Origin of the sequence: Methanoregula sp., from assembly GCA_041645435.1 — an archaeon.
Lineage (GTDB): Archaea > Halobacteriota > Methanomicrobia > Methanomicrobiales > Methanospirillaceae > Methanoregula.
Genome location: JBAZQB010000003.1, coordinates 45,812 through 66,100, shown reverse-complemented (window position 1 = coordinate 66,100; position 20,289 = coordinate 45,812). Strand labels below are relative to the sequence as shown.

General features: G+C 55.7%; 26 protein-coding genes and 2 tRNA genes. 26 read left to right on the top strand and 2 right to left on the bottom strand.

Features of this window, described 5'->3' with window-relative positions:
* Positions 1–192: 192 nt before the first annotated feature.
* The 6 genes from WC593_07040 (at position 193) to WC593_07015 (ending at position 5,262) form a co-directional block, all read left to right on the top strand.
* On the top strand, positions 193–759 hold the full coding sequence (locus tag WC593_07040) for a CBS domain-containing protein (protein ID MFA4824899.1): 567 nt from the start codon (positions 193–195) through the stop codon (positions 757–759).
* Positions 756–1,505 (top strand): CBS domain-containing protein, encoded by a 750-nt coding sequence (locus tag WC593_07035; GenBank protein ID MFA4824898.1) that lies wholly within the window; start codon positions 756–758, stop codon positions 1,503–1,505. Before WC593_07040 ends, WC593_07035 begins: the two co-directional genes overlap by 4 nt.
* Before the next feature lie 104 nt (positions 1,506–1,609).
* Positions 1,610–2,551: a CBS domain-containing protein gene (locus tag WC593_07030; GenBank protein ID MFA4824897.1), complete on the top strand. Its 942-nt coding sequence runs from the start codon at positions 1,610–1,612 to the stop codon at positions 2,549–2,551.
* A 5-nt stretch (positions 2,552–2,556) separates the two neighbouring features.
* Positions 2,557–3,396, top strand: coding sequence for a CBS domain-containing protein (locus WC593_07025; protein ID MFA4824896.1), 840 nt, complete (start codon positions 2,557–2,559; stop codon positions 3,394–3,396).
* A complete protein-coding gene (locus WC593_07020) occupies positions 3,393–4,169 on the top strand; it encodes a CBS domain-containing protein (GenBank protein ID MFA4824895.1) in 777 nt (258 codons plus the stop codon). The genes WC593_07025 and WC593_07020 overlap by 4 nt, the downstream gene beginning before the upstream one ends.
* Before the next feature lie 247 nt (positions 4,170–4,416).
* On the top strand, positions 4,417–5,262 hold the full coding sequence (locus tag WC593_07015) for a GNAT family N-acetyltransferase (GenBank protein MFA4824894.1): 846 nt from the start codon (positions 4,417–4,419) through the stop codon (positions 5,260–5,262).
* 51 nt (positions 5,263–5,313) lie between these two features.
* On the opposite strand, the gene WC593_07010 is transcribed toward WC593_07015, so the two are convergent.
* Both WC593_07010 and WC593_07005 read right to left on the bottom strand, forming a co-directional pair.
* On the bottom strand, positions 5,314–5,562 hold the full coding sequence (locus WC593_07010) for a type II toxin-antitoxin system RelE/ParE family toxin (GenBank protein ID MFA4824893.1): 249 nt from the start codon (positions 5,560–5,562) through the stop codon (positions 5,314–5,316).
* Positions 5,556–5,822, bottom strand: coding sequence for an AbrB/MazE/SpoVT family DNA-binding domain-containing protein (locus WC593_07005; protein MFA4824892.1), 267 nt, complete (start codon positions 5,820–5,822; stop codon positions 5,556–5,558). Before WC593_07005 ends, WC593_07010 begins: the two co-directional genes overlap by 7 nt.
* Before the next feature lie 881 nt (positions 5,823–6,703).
* Here WC593_07005 and WC593_07000 point away from each other — a divergent pair.
* From WC593_07000 to WC593_06905, 20 genes are all read left to right on the top strand, one after another.
* A tRNA-Ser gene (locus WC593_07000) sits at positions 6,704–6,787 on the top strand.
* A gap of 35 nt (positions 6,788–6,822) precedes the next feature.
* Positions 6,823–7,284, top strand: coding sequence for a 30S ribosomal protein S13 (locus WC593_06995; protein ID MFA4824891.1), 462 nt, complete (start codon positions 6,823–6,825; stop codon positions 7,282–7,284).
* Positions 7,285–7,286: 2 nt separating this feature from the next.
* The gene (locus WC593_06990; protein ID MFA4824890.1) at positions 7,287–7,877 is read left to right on the top strand and encodes a 30S ribosomal protein S4; all 591 of its coding nucleotides are present in this window, start codon (positions 7,287–7,289) and stop codon (positions 7,875–7,877) included.
* Positions 7,877–8,275, top strand: a complete 399-nt coding sequence (locus WC593_06985) for a 30S ribosomal protein S11 (GenBank protein MFA4824889.1) — start codon at positions 7,877–7,879, stop codon at positions 8,273–8,275. Before WC593_06990 ends, WC593_06985 begins: the two co-directional genes overlap by 1 nt.
* Positions 8,275–9,105 carry a DNA-directed RNA polymerase subunit D gene (locus tag WC593_06980; GenBank protein ID MFA4824888.1) on the top strand — a complete coding sequence of 277 codons (831 nt, stop codon included), beginning with the start codon at positions 8,275–8,277 and terminating at the stop codon, positions 9,103–9,105. Before WC593_06985 ends, WC593_06980 begins: the two co-directional genes overlap by 1 nt.
* Complete coding sequence (locus WC593_06975; protein MFA4824887.1) at positions 9,102–9,467, top strand: 50S ribosomal protein L18e; 366 nt, start codon at positions 9,102–9,104, stop codon at positions 9,465–9,467. Before WC593_06980 ends, WC593_06975 begins: the two co-directional genes overlap by 4 nt.
* Before the next feature lie 7 nt (positions 9,468–9,474).
* Positions 9,475–9,903: a 50S ribosomal protein L13 gene (locus tag WC593_06970; GenBank protein MFA4824886.1), complete on the top strand. Its 429-nt coding sequence runs from the start codon at positions 9,475–9,477 to the stop codon at positions 9,901–9,903.
* Positions 9,904–9,915: 12 nt separating this feature from the next.
* Positions 9,916–10,317, top strand: a complete 402-nt coding sequence (locus tag WC593_06965) for a 30S ribosomal protein S9 (protein ID MFA4824885.1) — start codon at positions 9,916–9,918, stop codon at positions 10,315–10,317.
* Positions 10,318–10,346: 29 nt separating this feature from the next.
* Entirely contained in the window at positions 10,347–10,535 is a 189-nt protein-coding gene (locus WC593_06960; protein ID MFA4824884.1) for a DNA-directed RNA polymerase subunit N, read from the top strand.
* A 17-nt stretch (positions 10,536–10,552) separates the two neighbouring features.
* Positions 10,553–10,627: transfer RNA gene (locus WC593_06955), tRNA-Pro, on the top strand.
* Between the two features lie 35 nt (positions 10,628–10,662).
* Positions 10,663–10,836 (top strand): DNA-directed RNA polymerase subunit K, encoded by a 174-nt coding sequence (locus WC593_06950; protein MFA4824883.1) that lies wholly within the window; start codon positions 10,663–10,665, stop codon positions 10,834–10,836.
* A 9-nt stretch (positions 10,837–10,845) separates the two neighbouring features.
* Positions 10,846–12,033 carry a phosphopyruvate hydratase gene (gene eno / locus WC593_06945; protein MFA4824882.1) on the top strand — a complete coding sequence of 396 codons (1,188 nt, stop codon included), beginning with the start codon at positions 10,846–10,848 and terminating at the stop codon, positions 12,031–12,033.
* The gene (gene rpsB, locus WC593_06940; GenBank protein ID MFA4824881.1) at positions 12,030–12,641 is read left to right on the top strand and encodes a 30S ribosomal protein S2; all 612 of its coding nucleotides are present in this window, start codon (positions 12,030–12,032) and stop codon (positions 12,639–12,641) included. Before eno ends, rpsB begins: the two co-directional genes overlap by 4 nt.
* A gap of 66 nt (positions 12,642–12,707) precedes the next feature.
* On the top strand, positions 12,708–13,496 hold the full coding sequence (gene amrB / locus WC593_06935; GenBank protein MFA4824880.1) for an AmmeMemoRadiSam system protein B: 789 nt from the start codon (positions 12,708–12,710) through the stop codon (positions 13,494–13,496).
* Between the two features lie 2 nt (positions 13,497–13,498).
* Positions 13,499–14,368, top strand: coding sequence for a mevalonate kinase (mvk, locus tag WC593_06930; GenBank protein MFA4824879.1), 870 nt, complete (start codon positions 13,499–13,501; stop codon positions 14,366–14,368).
* Positions 14,361–15,122 (top strand): isopentenyl phosphate kinase, encoded by a 762-nt coding sequence (locus WC593_06925; protein ID MFA4824878.1) that lies wholly within the window; start codon positions 14,361–14,363, stop codon positions 15,120–15,122. The genes mvk and WC593_06925 overlap by 8 nt, the downstream gene beginning before the upstream one ends.
* Positions 15,119–16,210, top strand: a complete 1,092-nt coding sequence (gene fni / locus WC593_06920) for a type 2 isopentenyl-diphosphate Delta-isomerase (protein ID MFA4824877.1) — start codon at positions 15,119–15,121, stop codon at positions 16,208–16,210. Before WC593_06925 ends, fni begins: the two co-directional genes overlap by 4 nt.
* 63 nt (positions 16,211–16,273) lie before the next feature.
* Positions 16,274–17,611: an RNase J family beta-CASP ribonuclease gene (locus WC593_06915; protein ID MFA4824876.1), complete on the top strand. Its 1,338-nt coding sequence runs from the start codon at positions 16,274–16,276 to the stop codon at positions 17,609–17,611.
* A 15-nt stretch (positions 17,612–17,626) separates the two neighbouring features.
* Positions 17,627–18,592 carry a polyprenyl synthetase family protein gene (locus WC593_06910; protein ID MFA4824875.1) on the top strand — a complete coding sequence of 322 codons (966 nt, stop codon included), beginning with the start codon at positions 17,627–17,629 and terminating at the stop codon, positions 18,590–18,592.
* 2 nt (positions 18,593–18,594) lie between these two features.
* Positions 18,595–20,289: a glutamate--tRNA ligase gene (locus WC593_06905; GenBank protein MFA4824874.1), complete on the top strand. Its 1,695-nt coding sequence runs from the start codon at positions 18,595–18,597 to the stop codon at positions 20,287–20,289.

Here is a 20,289-nt window from a genome sequence, read left to right as displayed (position 1 = left end):
ACGCAGTTTATTAGGTTTCTCGTATTTTTTCCAGCGGGTCGCCGTAGGGGGTTTCTGCACGGTCCGTGTCGACCTCTTCAATTATTACTGCGCCGCATTGTTGCCCGCCTCGGCCAAATTGTATTTATACAAGGGGAGGGGAGTATGCTAATTGTAAATCATCAGAACAAAAGCGCACCAAGGAGGTGACTCATGAAAAAGACAACCGACGCAATCCGGTTTGAAACCCGTGTCCCCATCGGGGAAGTGATGAAACGCAATCCGACTATGATCGGCATTGAGGCCACAGTAGCAAAAGCTGCAAAGGTGATGTGCCAGGAAGGAGTCGGCAGCGTAATCATCCTCGAGGATCACAAGCCCATCGGCATTGTTACCGAGGAAGACATCAACTGCAAGGTGGTGGCAAAGGATCTCAAACCGAGCAAAGTACACGTGAATGAAATCATGAGCACGCCACTCATTACGGTGAGTGCGGATAAAACATCTGGCGATGCCGCCCATATGATGGTGAAGTATAAGGTAAGGAGACTCCCCGTTGTGGATGAACACCACAAGGTGATTGGTATTGTTACCGTCCGGGATCTTCTTACCGTCTCTACCGAACTCAATGATATACTGGAGGATCTCATCGAGATCAACCGCGAGGAGATCATTGAGCAGGGTATATGTGACCGCTGCAGCCAGATGTCTGATGACCTTAAGCGGGTGGATGGTGTAATGGTCTGCCCAGGCTGCCGTGACGAGGACAAAATCACATGAAAACAGCACAGGATTTCATCTTAGAGATCCCTGTGCTGAAAAACAGTGACCAGATAACAAAGGCACGGCAGATCCTGAGAGATGGCCGGTTCCGAGAAGTCTATGTAGTCGACGGGAAAAAATCCCTTGTCGGCTATATTGACTTGACGGACGGGTTGCGGGTGACTGCAACAAAATCAAATGTGACGGTTGAGGGATTTGTTAAGGATGCACCGATGGTAAGTCCTGAAGACTCAATCGAACAGGTGGCAAAAACAATGAAAAGCTTCCATACGGATAGTGCTGCGGTGGTTGACTCTACGCATCACATACGGGGAGGGGTTCTTCTTTCGGATCTCTTCCCGGTCATCATCTCGCGCAACGAACTGCACGGGACGGTGGCTTCACGCATGACCGGGCACGTGGTTGCAGTAAATCCTGCCGATGAACTCCAGAAAGTCCAGGCACTGATCATGGAGAGCGGGTTCACTGCATTCCCGGTTATCAAAAAGAAGCGGCTCGTTGGGATTATATCACGACGTGACCTGATCAGTCACAAAAGGGTGCGGTCGGCAATCGCCCAGCACGCCCATACCACGATCGAAGACGTGATGACCCATGAAGTGGTCACGATCGCGCCCGATGAGCCGGTAAGGTATGCGGCAGAACTGCTCGTGAAGCATGATATAAGCCGGCTGCCGGTGCTTAACGGGGAGATCCTTGTCGGGATTGTTGACCGGCATGACATCCTTGCTGCACTTGCGTAAAAACCGCGCCATCACCAGCAGGATCAACATGGACAGGATACTTCTGGAAGGAATCTTCCAGGGATAATTACAGAAGTGGGTTTTATGACCCTCCAGAGGTGAGAATGCACCAGAATGATCGGGGCATCAAACAGGGCGACCGGCTCTTAAAGATGCAGGGAAAACTCGACCGCGGGCCGGTTGAGTTTAAATCACATATTGCAGAGCAGGAAGGCGAGATCATGGCGATCGCAACCCGCGATGTCATTTCAGTTCCCCCTACTACGAGTATTTTCGGGGCTGTGGAACAGATGACCGCGTGCGGTTTCCGTCGGCTTCCTGTCACCGATGCAGGCACAAAAAAACTGCGGGGAATCATCACATCGGGTGATGTGATCAATTTCATGGGGGGAGGTGACAAGTACAAGCTCGTACAGGTCAAACATGGCGGCAACCTGCTCTCGGCGGTGAACGAGAACGTTCGAACGATCATGACGCAGCAGACGGTCACGCTCACGCACGATGCAACCATCCGCGATGCGGTTAAAGAGATTGTCGAAAAAATGATCGGGGGGCTCCCGATCGTAGACAACGACGGGGTTCTTACCGGGATTGTAACTGAACGGGATGTGATGCGGGTGCTGGGGGCACAGCAGAGTTCGCTCAAGGTCGAAGATGTGATGAGTACGTCCCTGCGGGTGACTGCGCCGGACTGCCCGATAGAAACAGTCGCCCATGACATGACGAAATACCGGCTCCGCCGGTTACCGGTAGTGAGCGACGATGTCGTGTACGGCATTGTTACGGCAACTGACCTGATGTGCTATCTCGGCAGCCGGGAAGTCTTCTCGCGGCTGACCACCGGGAATATCTCGGAAGTGATGGGACTGCCCGTCAGGACACTGATTAAGGGAAATCTTATCACAACTACTCCGGAAAAGAGCATTAATGAAGCAGCCCGGGAGATGCTTGCAAAGAATATCGGGGCATTACCGGTGATTGAGGATTCCCGGCTGATCGGGCTTGTGACCGAGTTCGATCTGGTCCGGGCATTTGCGAGGGGATGACTGCCATGTTCGCACGCGACGTAATGACCGCACCGGTCTTTTTCATCTCTCCTGACGCAACCGTAGCCCATGCCCGGAACCTGATGGTGCGGCACAAGATATCCCGCATCCTGGTCATGGAAGAGCAGAAACTGACCGGAATACTCACAAAAAAGGATATTGCCTACCGCCTGAAGCAGGGCGAACCGGCATGGAGGCGGCGCCCGCTCGACCGGATCCCGGTGGGCGCCCTTGCCACTGAAAACCCCGTGACTGTCGATCCCGGTACCGGGATCGAGAAGATCGCTAAGCTGTTTACCGAGAAGAATATCAGCAGCGTTCCGGTGGTTGAAGCAGGATCCGTTGTGGGGATCATCACCAAGACTGATCTGATGAAATCCGTCCTTGTCCGGCGCCTGAGCCTCCCGGTCCGGGACGTGATGGAGGATGTGGTGACGGTCAGCCGCTACCATTCGCTCGATCATGTGATCAGCGTGATGCGGGAACGCAATGACAAGGTGCTGGTGATGGACGATGATGGCAAGCCTGCCGGAATCATCACGGAAACGAACCTTGCATTCTATGAAGATGAGCCCAAGATTTCAGGTGTGGTTGGAAAAGACGTAGCAATAACGAGACGTGACAAAGCGGACGGGGCAGGCGGGCAGGGCTCGCTCATGGTCGCCTCGGTGACTGCAGAAGACGTGATGACCAGTCCCGTGATCACGGTACCTGCAAAAACCCGGCTCCCCGACGCTATCGCACTGATGGACAGACATCATGTCAACAGCCTTGTTGTCATGGAGAACAACACGATTTCCGGGATCATAAAACGCGATGATATTATAAAGGAAGTGGCGAAATGACAAAAGAAGTTTTTATCAAAGATGTAATGGTAAAACCGACTACCATAGCCAAATCGGCCAAGATCACCGAAGCGCTCGATAAGATGCTGGCAGAAGGGATCGACCCCCTGATAGCCGTTAATAATAACTCTGTAATCGGCACCGTATCCAGGCAGGCAATCGCCGCGAAGCTGGGGAGCAAGCAGAACTCCGATATCGCCCCGACTTCAATCCATGTATCAAGTGTAATTGAGGAAGACTTCACCAGTGTCTATCCTGATGAGAGTGTCAATGTGCTCGTCCCCCTGCTCCAGCGCTACAAACTGGTTGTGGTATATGACGGGGATCACAAACTCATCGGCCAGGTTAGTGCCGTTGACCTGCTCAAGAAAGTCAAGCCGGAGAACGGGATGGATGATGTGGTAGAAAAGGCCGTCACCATCGAAGCAAACGAACGGGTAGTCCACCTGCGGCGCCGGATGCTGGATGACAACATCACCCGGTTCGTGGTTACGGAGCACGATAAGTTCACCGGCATTGTCACCGAGACGGATGTAGCGGTTGCGATGCGCAAGTTCCGCGAATCGGTTGATGACAACCACCAGGACCACCGGATCCGGAACCTGCTTGTCAAGGACATCATGAGCGCTCCGCTCTTATCAGTGGAACGTACGGCTACCGTCTCCGGGGTTATCGATACGATGGTAAAAAAGAACATCAGCTCGATAGCAGTGATGGACAAGGGCAAACTCTTCGGTCTCATCACCCGCAGATCGCTGATCAATGCGATGTAGGGCGATCCGATAACTTCTTTTTTTGGATTTTTCGATTTCGTTGAAACCCGATTTCTCTTATTGTTCGTTTATTCACTACGGGTGTAAGGAGGGTGACCCCCTCTCTCCCCCAGAGGGGGAGGCAGCCCAAGGGGAGCATCCCCTTGACCCCCTATTTTTTTCGGATTTTAAAAATGCGCCGGCCCCGTCAAAAACCGTCATGTGTATGTAGCTTTCCTGCCAATAACCGTAACAGGAGAATAGGAAAATGGCTGGCATTCAGTTCCGGGTGATGAAAAGAGAGGAAGTTGCTGTCGCAGTAGCGTGGGCTGCGAACGAGGGCTGGAACCCCGGTCTTTCTGATGCGGAATGTTTCTCTGCCGTTGATCCGGGGGGGTTTTTCTGTGCGGAAACAGACGGCAAGATCGTGGGCACGGTTTCGGTGGTCAACTACGATGACCGGTTCTCGTTTTACGGCTTCTTTGTCGTCGACCCGGCCTACCGTGCAAAGGGGATAGGGATGCAGCTCTACCGGTACGCAATGCAGCATGCCGGCACCCGCGTTGTGGGCTGTGATGGCGTGGTCGCAATGGTGGCCAATTACGAGAAGAGCGGCGGCCTTTTCCTGCACTACAACAATGCCCGGTACGAGGGTGTCGGCGGGGGTGCAATGCCAGCGGGACTCACCCCGATACGTGATGTGGATTTCGACACGCTGGCTGACTATGACGCGGCGCACTTCCCGGCCCGTCGCGAGCGGTTCCTCCGGTGCTGGATCCGGCAGAAGGAGCATTATGGTCTGGCACAGCTGGACCGTGACGGGAAAATCGTAGGGTATGGTGTGCGGCGGGTCTGTCACACGGGCCACAAGATCGGTCCGCTCTTCGCCCGTGATCGGGCAACCGCTGAACGGATTCTCGATGGCCTTGTTGCGGGAATTCCCGGCGAGCAGTTCTATCTCGATATCCCGGTCCCGAATGCGGCTGCGGTTGCGCTCGTGCAGGACCGGAAGATGACCCCGGTCTTTTACACCGCCCGGCTCTATACTTCACCGGATCCCGTACCTCTCCTGCTGGATGAGATTTTTGGCGTGACCACGTTTGAGTTGGGGTAGGTTGCGGAGCGATGAGCAGGAACTTCTCCCAACTTTTCCCGGAGTGCGGGATTATTGTTCATCTTTATGATAGAGAGCGAGGAAAACGAGGGTATCCTGGCGCTTATCATACCAGTACGATAACCGGAATGGTGGGATATACACTTCCCGGGTCTGTTTCCGGCAATACCCCATCGGTTTTCCAATCGATGGATTCCCAATGATCTTCCGGATCTGTTGCTTCACGTGTTCTTTAAGCCGGGCATCGTTGATCTTCCGGATTGTTTTCTCAAAATGCGGGTGGTACGAAACGGTTACCATGAGTCTAACTCATCGACGAACTCACCCTCTTTCTTCCGGATAAATGTCCCTTTCTTGTATTCCTCGAATGCCAGTTCGGTTTTTTCCGCGAACAGAATGTCATCCCGCAATGCCGGTTCAAGATCGGTGAGCGGTTTGAGAATGATCCGTTCCCCGTCCTTGATTATCAGGATCTTCTCGCCTTCGGGAAGATCGGCTCGCATCGATGCGGGGATAACGATCTGTCCCTTGGAACTCATTTTAGTGATTGCAACATCCATGGCTTATCAGTAAGATATGTCTTACGTGCAGTGGTCTTATCATTTTGGGTTGGTGCTGGATAATTGGTATTCTGCTCCTTACTCGTTGTCCTGAGGGGGGTGGTACCCTGTCTTGCGAAGGACAGGGGGGTAGGGGGACCCCCCCTCTTGTTTGCGAGAGGGGGTAGGGTAGGCAGGTACCCCCCGCTCACTTTTTGGAGAGGGGGTATGCCCTCTCCCGGATACCTTCTCATGAAATCCCCTTTCCGTCGTGATTCCACACGAAGCCGTGGCCGTGTGCGTGCGACCGGAGGGGGGGTGGTACCCTGTCTTGCGCGAGACAGGGGGGTGGGGTACCCCCTCTCTGTTTTTAGAGTGGGGGGACCCCTTGAGTGTGGGAGGGGTACCCACCCCCTTTTGGGAAAAAAATCGTGGCTATTTTACAAGAAAAAGGAGTTCATCATATTTTTTTGCATGCATATTTTGCAGACATACTTAGTATGTGCAACTTCTTGCTTGCGAATCGTCATACTTAGATGGAGATAATAAACAGTAAGGATGGAGCCGCCGCCCCCGAAGGGGCGCCCCCGCGGCGGATCAAGGCCTGCATCTCCCCCTTTATCTGATAACCGGACCCGGCATTTTTGAAATAGGATGCACACACACTAAGGTACTAAGAATAACAATGCCCCGGAATCCCGGCATACATAATAGGGAAAATATTTGTAAACGTGAGAAGATCCAATAAATTCCTTCTATCCTCTTCGGGTCCCCGGCCCCCATCTCTGTGGAACTGGCTGCCCGCAACACTTATTACCCAACTGTACCCATATTATAAAGCACCATTCATGGAGCAGTGACTATCCACTGCGAGTGTCTGTTACAAGATGCGAGATTCCTCTGTTGAGGTAGCCAAGCCTGGTATGGCGCAGGTTTGCTAAACCTGTGTTCGAAAGGACTCGGGAGTTCAAATCTCCCCCTCAGCGCTCAAAGAGACAATCTCACCAATCGAGGGGATTGGATGGCTCAGGAAAACGATATAAAATACTTTGTAAGGGTTGGAACCACCGATCTCGATGGTACCAAATCCGTGAGAGTAGCGCTCACCGGCATCAAGGGTGTCGGCAGGCATACCTCCACGGTTATTTCCCGGATGGCGAAGGTTGACGAATACGCGTTACTCGGTCGCCTTGAAGAGGAGTCGGTAAACCGGCTCCGGGTCGCTGTTGAAGAGTACATCACGAAGATTCCGGCTTGGATGGCAAACCGGCCGAAAGATGTGTACACTGGCGAAACAAAGCACCTCTTTGGCGGTGATGTCGCTCTCGCAAACGATGAAGACATCAACCTCATGAGAAAGATCCGGTGCTACAAGGGCATCCGCCATGAGACCGGCCAGAAAGTCCGTGGTCAGCGCACCAAGTCGACAGGCAGAACCGGTAAGACCGTCGGTGTGAGCAAGAAGAAAGCCGGAGGAAGCTAATCATGGGATACCCCGGAAAGAACCACAAGACTTACCAGCCACCGAAGCGGCCCTTTGAAAAGACGCGTATCGAATCCGAAACGCGCCTTGTCATCGAATACGGTCTCCGCAACAAGCGTGAAGTCTGGAAAGCCCAGGCAGACCTGCGCAAATACCGCAAGGGTGCCCGTAACCTTCTCGTGCTCGCATCCAGTGCCACCGACAAGCACATTTTCGAAGCAAAGAGGGACGAGCTTATCAGCCACCTCCAGCGCGCAGGACTTCTCGGCCCCGATGCGGATATCGAAGCTGTGCTCTCCTTAAAGGTACAGGCCCAGCTCGATCGCCGTCTCCAGACCCTGGTACACCGCAAGGGACTCGCCCGCTCGCCCAAACAGGCGCGGCAGATGGTCACCCACGGTCATATCGCAATCGCCGGAAGGCGTACCACCATTCCCGGCTACCGCGTCAACCGGATCGAAGAAGGACAGATCTCCTATTACGGAACATCCTCGTTCGTCAGTGACTCGAATGCTGAGAGGACCCGCATTGCCAAGCCGGCAAGCAACCCCAAGGCAGCCCCCCAGCAGGGATACCAGCGTGGAGGTAGATAATGGCAGCAAATGACAAGGAAAAATGGGGTATCGCTCACATCTTTGCGTCCTTCAACAACACTATCATCACGGTAACTGACCTCTCCGGTGCAGAGACGGTCACAAAAAGCAGTGGTGGTATGGTCGTCAAGCAGGACCGCAATGAGAGCTCCCCGTATGCTGCCATGCAGATGGCAGGAAACGTTGCCCAGGCAGCCCGTGAAAAGGGCATTGTCGGTGTCCATGTCAAGGTGCGAGCACCCGGACAGGGCAAGCAGCGCAGCCCCGGGCCCGGTGCCCAGGCAGCCATCCGTGCACTTGCCCGTGCAGGCATGCGCATAGGCCGCATTGAAGATGTTACACCTGTTCCCCACGACTCATGCCGGCCGAAAGGCGGCAGACGCGGAAGGAGAGTGTGATGCAGATAGAATTCGCCAGTCTGGACGATTCCTTGGCGCGATTCACTCTCTCGGGAGCGAGCCCGGCATTTGCCAACGCCTTCCGGCGGGCAATGATCGGCGAAGTGCCAACCCTTGCAATCGAAGATGTGCGCATTTATAACAATACCAGTGCGCTCTTTGACGAGATGCTGGCACACCGCCTCGGACTTATTCCCATAAAGACCGATCTCTCATCCTATTCGACACAAGAGAAATGCACGTGCGGCGGGGCAGGATGCCCGGGCTGCACGGTGACTTACACCTTAAGCGCCGAAGGCCCCCGGATGGTCAGTTCAAATGACCTGATCCCGGCAGACCCGAAAGCGGTGCCGGTGTACGACAATGTCCCCATCGTGAAGCTCACGAAAGGGCAGACCCTTGTCCTTGAAGCAAAAGCGGTCCTCAATACCGGTAAGGTGCACTCAAAATGGCAGCCGACCCTGGTCTGCGGGTACAAAAACCACCCCGTAGTCTCGATCAGCGAAGCCTGTGATGCCTGCGGTATGTGCGTGGACGAGTGTCCCCGCCAGGTGCTTGCGGTTCGCGGCAAGAAAGTCGAAGTAGTGAATGGTAAACTTCCCGACTGTTCCATGTGCAAGCTTTGTGAAAAGGCATGCATGACGAGCGGTATCGGTGATGAACCGGCAATCCGTGTATCCGCCGAAGCAGACCGCTATATTTTCGTGGTCGAGGGCGACGGTTCACTGCCGGTAAAAGAGATCATGAATCGGGCACTTCTGTATATCAAGGAGCAGTCAGACGAGCTGGAACACCAGCTAGGCGAAATATCAGGGGATGAAAAGAAATGACAAGAATTGTAGAGAAGACGAACCCCCGTCTTACCAGCCTTATCTTACTCCTGAAGAACAAGTCACGGGAGAATGAGGCTAAGATCTGGCGCGAGATCGCAAGCAGGTTAGAGACCCCCAACCGGAATTACGCTGAGGTCAACCTGTCCAAGATCAACCGCTATGCCCAGAACGGCGAGACAATCATCGTCCCGGGCAAAGTGCTGGGCAGCGGCCTGCTGGAGCAGTCCGTCAAGGTTGCAGCGCTGAATTTTTCAGCATCAGCGACCAGCAAGATCAAGGACGCTAAGGGACAGTGTATGACGATTGAGCAGCTCCTGCAGGACAACCCGAAAGGCAGCGGTGTCCGGATCCTGAGGTGAAGAAGATATGGTAACAGTAATCAACGGTGACGGACTGCTTCTCGGGCGTCTTGCAAGCCTTGTCGCACAGCGCGGGCTTGCCGGAGAAACGATTGCAATTGTCAACGCAGAAAAAGTAATCATCTCCGGCAGCCGTGCACGCGTGCTCGGCAACTACAAACACAAGGTGGAACGCGGCGCCAGCGGCAACCGCTGGGGACCGTTTGTCCCGCGCCGGCCCGACCATCTCATGAAGCGGACGATCCGCGGCATGCTGCCGTACAAACGCCCCCGTGGTGTTGAGGCCATGAAGCGCATCAAGTGCTACGTCGGTGTTCCAACAGAATTTGTCGGAAAGGAGATGGAAGTGCTCGAAGACGCACACATGAACCGTCTGAACAACCCGAGCCACATCACGCTCGGCGCAGTGAGCACGTTCCTCGGAGCAAAGTTCTAGAGGCTGGTTCCCATGGTAAAGATCATTAACACAAGCGGAAAACGCAAGACTGCAATCGCACGGGCGACCTTAAAGGCAGGCAAAGGCGTTATCCGGGTCAACTCAGTACCGCTCGATCAGTACGGCTCTGATGTCACCCGGATGAAGATCTCTGAGCCTCTCCTCCTGGTACCCAACGCGGTGCACGGTATCGATGTAACCATCGATGTCGCAGGTGGCGGTGTGATGGGACAGGCAGAGGCGGTCAGGACCGCACTTGCCCGTGGCATCCTCCTTTGGCACAACGAACCCCAGATCAAGGATATCTACCTTACCTATGACAGGACACTCCTTGTCAATGACTCGCGGCAGAAAGAAGCCAAGAAGCCGCATGGTTCCGGTGCAAGGGCAAAGTTCCAAAAGTCTTATCGTTAAGATAACAGATATGATGAGAGGTTAAAATAATGATACCCGTACGATGTTTCACCTGTGGAAAACCGATTTCCACCGCGTGGGAAGAGTTCAGGCAGAGGCGGGAGAAAGGCGAGGATCCCAAACAGATCCTCACCGATCTTAATATTACCCGGTACTGCTGCAGGCGCATGCTCCTGACCCATAAAGTCGTCATTGACGAGCTCAACCCTTACAATTAGATTGACCATATGACCGAGGGGTCGTAGGGTAGCCTGGACCATCCTATTGCGTTCGGGACGCAGTGACCTGAGTTCGAATCTCAGCGACCCCATTATCAAACGAAAAACATCATTTTGAGGACAAAAAATGCAGACGCAGACATACTCCCGGTATGAACGGGCAAGGATCATTGGAGCAAGGGCTCTGCAGATATCAATGGGTGCTCCGTTACTTATCACGACGACACGGATCGATCCGCTTGAGATCGCCATCGAGGAATTCAACAACCACACCATCCCCATTACCGTAAAAAGGAAGTAGAGGACTCTTATGACGACCATAGAGGTTATCGAACTGCGGACAATCCTGGACAGCCGGGGCAATGCGACCGTTGAGGCGGACGTATACACGGCGAATGGTTTTGGAAGGTCTGCAGCGCCCAGCGGTGCCAGCACCGGGGCCTTTGAGGCAAAAGTCAAGGAACCCCGCGAGGCGGTTGACTATGCCTACCAGAATGTACTTCCCGCACTCATCGGCATGGATGCGTGTGACCAGGAAGGATTCGACGAGCAGCTCCGTGATATCGACGGGACTGCCGATTTCTCGGAGATCGGGGCTAATATTGCCGTAGCACTCTCGCTTGCCAATGCCAAGGCAGCAGCATCCGCAAGTGACATGCCGCTCTTCCGCTATCTGGGCGGGGCATTTGTCAAGGAAATGCCACTCCCCTTAGGTAACATTATTGGCGGCGGGGCACATGCGGCAAATGCCACCGAGATCCAGGAATTCCTTGTCGTGCCCGGGGGAGCAGCCGATGCAGAAGAGGCCGTATTTGCCAATGCAGCGGTCCACCGGCATGTCAAGGAACTTCTGAAGCAAAAAGGGAAATCCTGCGGCAAGGGTGATGAGGGTGCGTGGGCACCGCAGATTGACGATGCCCTCGCATTTGAGCTCATTGCCGAGGCGACCGGACTTGTTGCCGACGAACTGAATGTAGAAGTCGACATGGGTATTGATGTTGCGGCAAGCCAGATGTGGACCGGGGAAGGGTACAAGTACCGCAACAAGACGCGCTCAACTGAAGACCAGATCGCCTACATTGCCGAGCTGGTTGACACGTATAATCTTGTGTATGTTGAAGATCCTCTCTTCGAGGAAGACTTCGACGCCTTTTCCGAGCTCAACCGCCAGATCGGGGATCGCTGTCTCCTTTGCGGGGACGACATCTTTGTGACCCAGGTTGACCGCATCGCGCAGGGTATCGAGAAGGATGCCGCAAACTGCGTACTCATAAAACCCAACCAGGTGGGAACCCTCACTGAGACCTATGACGCAGTGCGGCTCGCCCACACCCATGGCCTGGACACGGTTATGAGCCACCGGTCCGGTGAAACCACCGATACAACAATCGCCCACCTTGCAACCGCGTTCTCCTGCGTTTTCTTAAAATGCGGAGCCGTTGGCGGAGAACGCATTGCCAAATTAAACGAACTGATACGCATAGAGGAACAGCTATGACTACTGTAAATGAAATGGAAATCGAATTAAAAGAGCCACTCATCCCCGTCGAAGAGTACCTTGCAGCCGGTGTTCACATCGGTACCCAGCAGAAGAGCGAAGATATGAAGAAGTTCATCTACCGCGTCCGCGGCGATGGACTCTATATCCTTGATATCCGCGAGACCGATGCCCGGATCAAGACCACGGCCAAGTTCTTAAACCAGTTCGAGGCACCCAATATCCTCGTGGTCACCTCCCGCCAGTACGGCCAGTACCCGGCAAAGAAGTTTGCCGACACCATCGGTGCAATGTCTGCCACCGGCCGCTTCATCCCGGGTCTCATGACCAACCCCGTTCTCTCTGAATACATTGAGCCGTCGGTCGTTGTTGTAACCGACCCGATCGGTGACGCACAGGTTATCAACGAGGCAGTCCAGTGTGGTATCCCCGTTGTAGCACTCTGCGATACCAACAATATGACCAAGTATGTTGACTTAGTCATCCCGACCAACAACAAAGGTCGCAAGGCACTCTCCATGATCTACTTCCTGCTCACCCGTGAGATGCTCAGGCTCCGCGGCATCTCGACAGCACTCTCTCCCGAAGACTTCGAAACTGAGTTTTGATCAGTTCACCTTTTTTTCAGGGTGACCGATCGTTAGATATATGAGTACGACCAGAGGGTTGATCCGATGAAGATGCGTACATGCGCAGTAGCCGGCATGTTCTATCCGCGAGACCCCTCCCATCTGGAGCAACTGCTCGAGAAGTTTTTCTCCGGCACCCGGGTGGAGGGAACACCTCTGGGTATCGTATCGCCCCATGCAGGATATATCTATTCAGGGCAGGTAGCCGCCCATGCATTCGGTTCTATTGCTCCGGATTTTTCCGGCACTTTTGTGGTGATTGGCCCTTCCCATCGCGGGTATATCAGCTGTGTTTCTGCCGTTCCCTGGGAAACTCCGCTCGGTGTGGTTGATACGGACACCGGGTTTGTAGAAGCGCTGGATATGGAGACCGATGAACTCTCTCACCGGGACGAGCACTCGTTAGAAGTGCAGATGCCGCTGATAAAGTACCGGTTCCCGCGTGCCCGTATTGCCCCGATCATGATGGGGCAGCAGGATTATGCAAGTGCGATCCGGCTTGCAGAGAAGATAGAAGCGGCAGTCCGGCTGACAAAGCGGGATATCAGGATCGTTGCTTCCAGTGATTTCTCACATTATGTGCCGGAGAAGAAGGCAAAATCAGATGATCTTTATGCAATCGAACCCTTAGCTACTCTCGACACGCTGGAATTCTACCGGCGGATCGAGGAGCGACGCGTAACCGCCTGCGGGTATGGCCCGATCACTGCCATGGTGAACGCCTGCAGCAGGCTTGGGGCGAAATCGGCAAAGCTTATCCGGTATGCGACGAGCGGGGATGTGACAGGCGACACCCGCGAAGTCGTCGGGTACGCGGCCATTACGGTGATATAAAGTTGGCAACGTGGAGTGCACCGGGCAAGGTATTCTTGTTCGGTGAGCATGCAGTAGTCTATGGAAAGCCCGGCATAGCCATGGCCATCAAGCCCCGGGTGTTTGTCACGGTGAGGAACACCAAGCGCCCCCAGCGGGCGAAATCGCCGTACATCGACGGGTGTTTCGAGGCGATGGGCGTGATGGGCAGTGTCTATATCAACTCCCAGATCCCGAGTTCGTCCGGGTTGGGATCGTCCGCCGCAGTCACGGTTGCCACCCTGTCGGCCATCAACGATGAATTCTCCCTGCACAAGACCCGGGAAGATATCGCAGACATGGCCTTTGAGATCGAAAAGACCGTGCAGAAAGGGCGGGCCAGCCCCACGGACACAACCGTATCTGCGTACGGGGGAATTGTGCTTATCAGCGGCGGTTCCCGCAGGCGACTGCCCCCGCAGAACATTCACCTGGTGATCGGGGACTCGCTCGTCTCCCACAGCACCTCAAAGATGGTAGAGCAGGTGAGCGAACTGAAAAAGAAGCACCCCAATATTGTCGATCCCGTGCTCGATGCGATCGAAGGGGTGAGCCTGAGCGCGATCCACCACCTCAACAATCCCAAGGAACTGGGAAAATACATGAACATGAACCATGCCCTGCTCGAAGTGCTGGGTGTCGGGCACCCGCAGCTTGGAAAGATGGTCCTTGCTGCACGGGCGGCAGGGGCATTCGGGGCAAAGATCACCGGTGCCGGTGGCGGGGGCTGTATGGTGGCACTCTGCCCCAAGCCCATCAAACACCGGATTGCCAGTGCCATTGAGGCGTGCGATGCCCGGGCAATCATTACGGGTATCGACACGGAAGGGGCACGCAAGGAGAAGAATGTCTGACCGCTTGATCTTAAAACTGGGCGGAAGTGTAATCACCGATAAGAGTGCAGACTGTGCAATCAACCGCGGGCAGCTGGCATCTATTGCCGGCTCGATTGCCCGGGCACGCACGGGTGGCATTGTGGTCATACACGGTGCCGGTTCCTGCGGGCATCCCGAGGCGAAGCGGTACAACCTGGATATCGGTGCCGTAACCGGGCAGACCGAGGGGATCTATGTCACCCACCGGGCAGTCAGCCGTTTGAACGAAGAGGTTGTCGCAACCCTCCGCGAACAGGGGGTTGCCGCGATTGGGGTCCACCCGCTTCATACCGCGATTGCGGACAACGGCCGGCTGGTCTCCTTCGAATGCCGGCACCTTGAAACAATGCTGGGCCTGGGGATGGTCCCTGTGATCCACGGCGACGTGGTGATGGACCTTTCAAAAGGAGCCTGTATCGTCTCGGGCGATCAGCTCGTGCGGTATCTCGCGGTTGGATTAGGTATCAGCCGCGTGGGGCTCGCCACCGATGTACCGGGAGTGCTGGATGGAGAGCGGGTTGTTCCGGAAATTACCCGGGACACGATGCCAACTCTCCGCATCGGCAACTCGATGCATACCGATGTCACCGGTGGAATGAGAGGCAAAATCAACGAACTGCTCGAACTCGCCGATGCGGGAATCGGGTCAGATATCTTTCATGTCTCGCGGGTAGCCGACTTCCTTTCCGGAGCCGGCCACGGCGGGACAACCGTTAAGGGGAATAAAACATGAGTGACAAGAAGCGGTTTACGTCCTCGCGCAAGCTTGACCACCTGCGCATCTGTGCAGAAGAAGCAGTCGAGAGCGGGGATGCCGGGTTTGGGAGCATCAGGTTTGTGCACAACGCACTGCCGGAATGTGACAAGGGAGCGATCAGCCTCTCGACGCGGTTCCTGAACCACACGTTTTCATCCCCCCTGTTCATCTCGGCCATGACCGGTGGTCACCCGGGAACAAAAGATGTGAATGCCCGGCTTGCACGGGCAGCTGAACACTACGGGGCCGGCATGGGTGTCGGCTCCCAGCGTGCGGCGCTGGAGAATCCCCGGCTCGAGGATACGTTCTCGGTTGTCCGGGATGAGGCGCCCCACGCATTCCTGGTTGCAAACCTGGGTGCCGTCCAGCTCCGCGACCACGGGATCGAATGGGCAGAGCGTGCCGTCTCGATGATCGAGGCGGATGCCCTTGCAATCCACTTAAATTTCCTGCAGGAAGCGATCCAGCCGGAAGGCGATCATAACGCCATCGGCTGCTCTGCGGCAATCGAAGAACTCTGCCGGGAATTCAAGACCCCGGTTATCGTAAAAGAGACCGGCTGCGGTATCTCTGCGGCAACGGCCCGGCAGTGCTGGGGTGCTGGTGTCAGTGCGATCGATATCGGTGGCTGGGGCGGTACGTCCTGGGCTGCTGTCGAGAGCGTCCGGGCAGACGAGAGTAAAAATGCAAAAGACCATGCCCTGAAATCATTAGGGCAGGACTTCTCCTGCTGGGGCATTCCCACGGTAGTCAGTCTTGCAGAAGTGCTCGCAACGGGCAGCCCGGTGATTGCCTCGGGGGGAATCCGGAGCGGTCTTGATATCGCAAAGGCGCTTGCACTCGGAGCAGATCTCTGTGGAATGGCACTGCCCCTGCTCAAACCTGCAATGGAAAACGACGAGGCACTCGGTAACGTGATCGATGTGATACACCAGCAGCTTATGGTCACGATGTTTTTGACCGGCTCTGCACGGGTATCCGATCTCAGGAAGGCCCCGATGTATCTTACCGGAATGACCCGCCAGATGATCGATAAGGACAATCCGGCGCGTATCAAGCGATAACCCAATCAAACCGGGGAATTCTTCAGGCAGAATATACATACAGAAACGTAAGGAGATAAAAAAATGGATATAGAAGTCATTGCAGTGGGCGGATACGACGAGGTCGGGCGGAATATGACCGCTGTCCGCTGCGGAAAGGAAATTGTCATCTTTGACATGGGCCTCAGGCTGGACCAGATAATGATCCACGAGGACGCGGAAATTGAGAATATGCATTCCCTTGACCTGATCAAGATCAAGGCGATACCGGATGATACCCTGATGAACGGGATCGAAGGGTCGGTCAAGGCGATCGTCTGCTCGCACGGCCACCTCGACCACATCGGGGCAATCCCGAAACTGGCGCACCGGTACAATGCACCCATCATCGCAACCCCGTATGCCACCGAACTTATCCGGCAGCAGATCTCCGGTGAGCAGAAGTTCGGCGTGAACAACAAGCTCTTTGCCCTCAAGTCCGGCCAGCGCTACACGCTCTCCCCGAACCTTGTGCTCGAGTTCGTCCGCACGCAGCACTCGATCATCGATACCGTGACGCCGGTGCTTCACACTCCCCACGGTGCGATCGTCTATGCGTGTGATTTCAAGCTCGACCGGACACCGGTCATCGGCGAACCGCCGGACTTTGCCCGCTTCCGCCAGATCGGCAAGGAAGGCGTGCTCGCCCTTATCGTGGAGAGCACGTATATCGACCGGCCCGGCCGGTGCCCGAGCGAGCGGATCGCCCGCGATCTCGTCAGGAACGTCATCACCAGTTACGAGGATGACAAGAGCGCCATCATCGTCTCTACCTTCTCTTCGCACATTGCCCGTGTCAAAACGATCGCGGAGTGTGCGCACGAGATCGGCAGGAAGCCGGTGCTGCTCGGCAGGTCCATGGAGAAATACTCCGTGACCGCAGAGCAGATGAAACTCTGCTCCTTCCCCGAGACCACCAGTGTGTTCGGGAACCGCAGGACCGTTGACCGGACCATGCGCCGGATGATGAAGATGGGAAAAGAACAGTTCCTCCCAATCGTCACCGGGCACCAGGGCGAACCGGGCTCCATTCTTACCCGCGTTGCGCTCGGGGATACCCCCTACCAGCTGGCCAAGGGCGACAAGGTCGTCTTCTCGGCCAACGTAATCCCGAACCCCATGAACTTCGGCCAGCGCTACATGGTCGAGCAGCACCTCCGGCATGCCGGTGCACGCATCTTTGAAGACCTGCACGTATCCGGTCACGCCTACCGCGAGGATCACTACGAGTTTATCCAGCTGCTCCAGCCGCAGCACATCATCCCTGCCCACGGGCACCTGAAGATGACGGCCGGCTACACGGACTTTGCCACCGAGATGGGATACACGGCCCAGTCCACGGTCCACATGCTGAAGAACGGGCAGCGGGTCAAACTCAATTAAAACGAGGAATCATACATGTCGGAACTATCCCCGTACCTGGAATCGGTTGCAGCACAGATTGACCGCATGATCGACCGGTATTTTGTTGACACGGTGGGTGAACTGAACAAGGCATCAGCCCACCTGCTTGCTGCCGGCGGCAAACGGCTCCGCCCCGCAGTTGTCATGCTGGCGGCAGATTCTGTGAATCACGGAAGCTCCGATGATATCATGCACGCGGCTCTCGCGCTGGAGATCACGCACACGTTCACGCTCATCCACGATGATATCATGGATGACGACAACCTGCGCCGGGGTGTCCAGACCGTGCACACGAAATGGGATATGCCGACCGGTATTCTTGCCGGCGATGTGCTCTATGCCCGGGCGTTCGAGTATATCTGCATGGCAAAGGCCACCGATGCAGCAAAAGTCCGCTCGGTCACCATGCTCGCCCGCGCCTGCGCCGATATCTGTGCGGGACAACACATGGATATGTCGTTCGAGCACCGCAATGACGTGAGCGAGTTCGAGTACATCGAGATGGTGAGGAAAAAGACCGGGGTGCTGTACGCAGCCGCTGCCGGTATCGGCGGCATTCTTGCCGGGGGCACTGCCCCGCAGGTAAAAGCCCTCTATAACTTCGGGCTCAACACCGGTATCGCGTTCCAGATTCAGGATGACTTAATTGACCTGCTCACGCCTTCAGAGAAGAGCGGCAAAGACCAGGCTTCCGACCTGCGGGAAGGCAAGCAGACGATCATCATGATCAAGGCGCGGGAGAAGGGTATCGACCTGCAGAAATACCGGCGCGAGCTCTCGAAAGCCGATATCGATGCAGCGATAAAAGAGCTGACCTATGCCGGCGTGATCGACGAGGTTAAGAAGATCGCAGCAGACCTTGTCGTTGCCAGCAACAAGCATCTCTCGCTGCTCCCCGCCTCAAAAGAACGCCAGCTCCTGATGGACATCGGCGAATTTTTTGTTACCCGGAGTTATTAACAATGCCCGGGGATGATCCAAAAGAGCTCCTCTTTTTGTGTGCACTCCAGAATGCCGTGAAGCATGGCGGTGTCCCGCAGGCAGGAGCCGTCATGGGTATGGTGATGGGGGCACACCCGGAACTGCGGAGCCGGGCCAAGGAGGTATCCGCGTTTGCAAAGGAAGCGATTGCGGAGGTAGCCGCCCTTTCTCCTGAAGAGCGGGTAACAACTCTCCAGACCCGTGCACCCGAAATGTTTGCGGCACTCTCCGAGAAGCACGAGCACAAGAAAGTGCTGCCCGATCTCGAAGGGGCTGAAAACGGCGTAGTGATGCGGTTTGCCCCCAATCCTTCCGGCCCCCTCCATATCGGGCATGCCCGGGCTGCGGCGCTCAATGATGCGTACATCAAACAGTACGGCGGGCGCTATATCCTGCGCATCGAGGATACCGATCCCAAGCGGGTCGATCCCGAGGCGTACGAGATGGTGGCTGAGGACCTCAGGTGGCTGGGTCTTGGTATTACCGACACCGTGACGCAGAGCGATCGCCTGCACCTGTACTATGTGCTCTGCACGCAGCTGATCGAGCGGAACGGGGCATATGTCTGCACCTGCGACAACGAGCAGTTCAAGGAGCTCAAGAACAAGAAGATCGCCTGCCCCTGCCGGGAGCAGTCGGTCGAGACGAACCTTAAGCTCTGGGACAAGATGCTCACCCACGGGTTCAAGGAAGGCGAGGCATCGGTCAGGATCAAGACCGACCTGCTCCACCCGGATCCGGCCATGCGGGACTTCCCCGCGTTCCGTATCCTTGACGCCCCGGCGCACCCGAAGGTGATAGCGCATGTCTACCCGCTGATGAACTTCTCGGTAGTGGCCGATGATCACCTGCTCGGGGTCACGCACGTGATCCGGGGCAAGGATCATATCGCCAACACCCGGCGCCAGCGCTACATCTACGATCACTTCGGCTGGAAGGTGCCGGTGTACCGGCACTATGGCCGGATGGGCATCGAGGGCGTGGTGCTCTCGACGTCCCAGATGCGGCTCGGCATCAATGACGGGACGTATACCGGCTGGGATGATATCCGGCTCGGCACGTTACGGGCACTCGCCCGCAGGGGGATCAGCCCCGAGGCCGTCAAGAATGCGATGCTTGCGATCGGTATCGGGGACACGGATATCTCATTCTCGTGGGACAACTTGTACTCAGAGAACAAGAAGATCGTTGATCCGGTGGCGAACCGGTATTTCTTTGTTGCAGATCCCGTGAGCATTGTAATCCATGCCGCCCCGCACCTGACAACCCATGCACTGCTCCACCCCGCCGATGAGAAGCGGGGGGTGCGGACGCTCGTTTTCACCGGTGCCGTCTCCATCCCTGCGGCGGAACTGGAGCGAAAAGACAGGCCCATGATCCGGCTCAAGGACCTGTTCAATGTCACGGTGGAGCACGACCGTGGCAGGCCGCATTTCACCTATGCCGGCGATTCGCTGGCCGATGCCCGGGCGGCAAAGGCCCCGATCATCCAGTGGCTGCCTGTTGCAGACCAGGTTCCCTGCACGCTGCGCACGCAGGAAGGGGATATTGCCGGCGTCTGCGAACCTGCTGTACGCTCAGAACTCGGGAAGGTCATCCAGTTCGAGCGGGTCGGGTTTGTGAAGATCGATGCGTTTAGTGATGATGGGATTGTGGCGTATTTTACGCACAAGTGA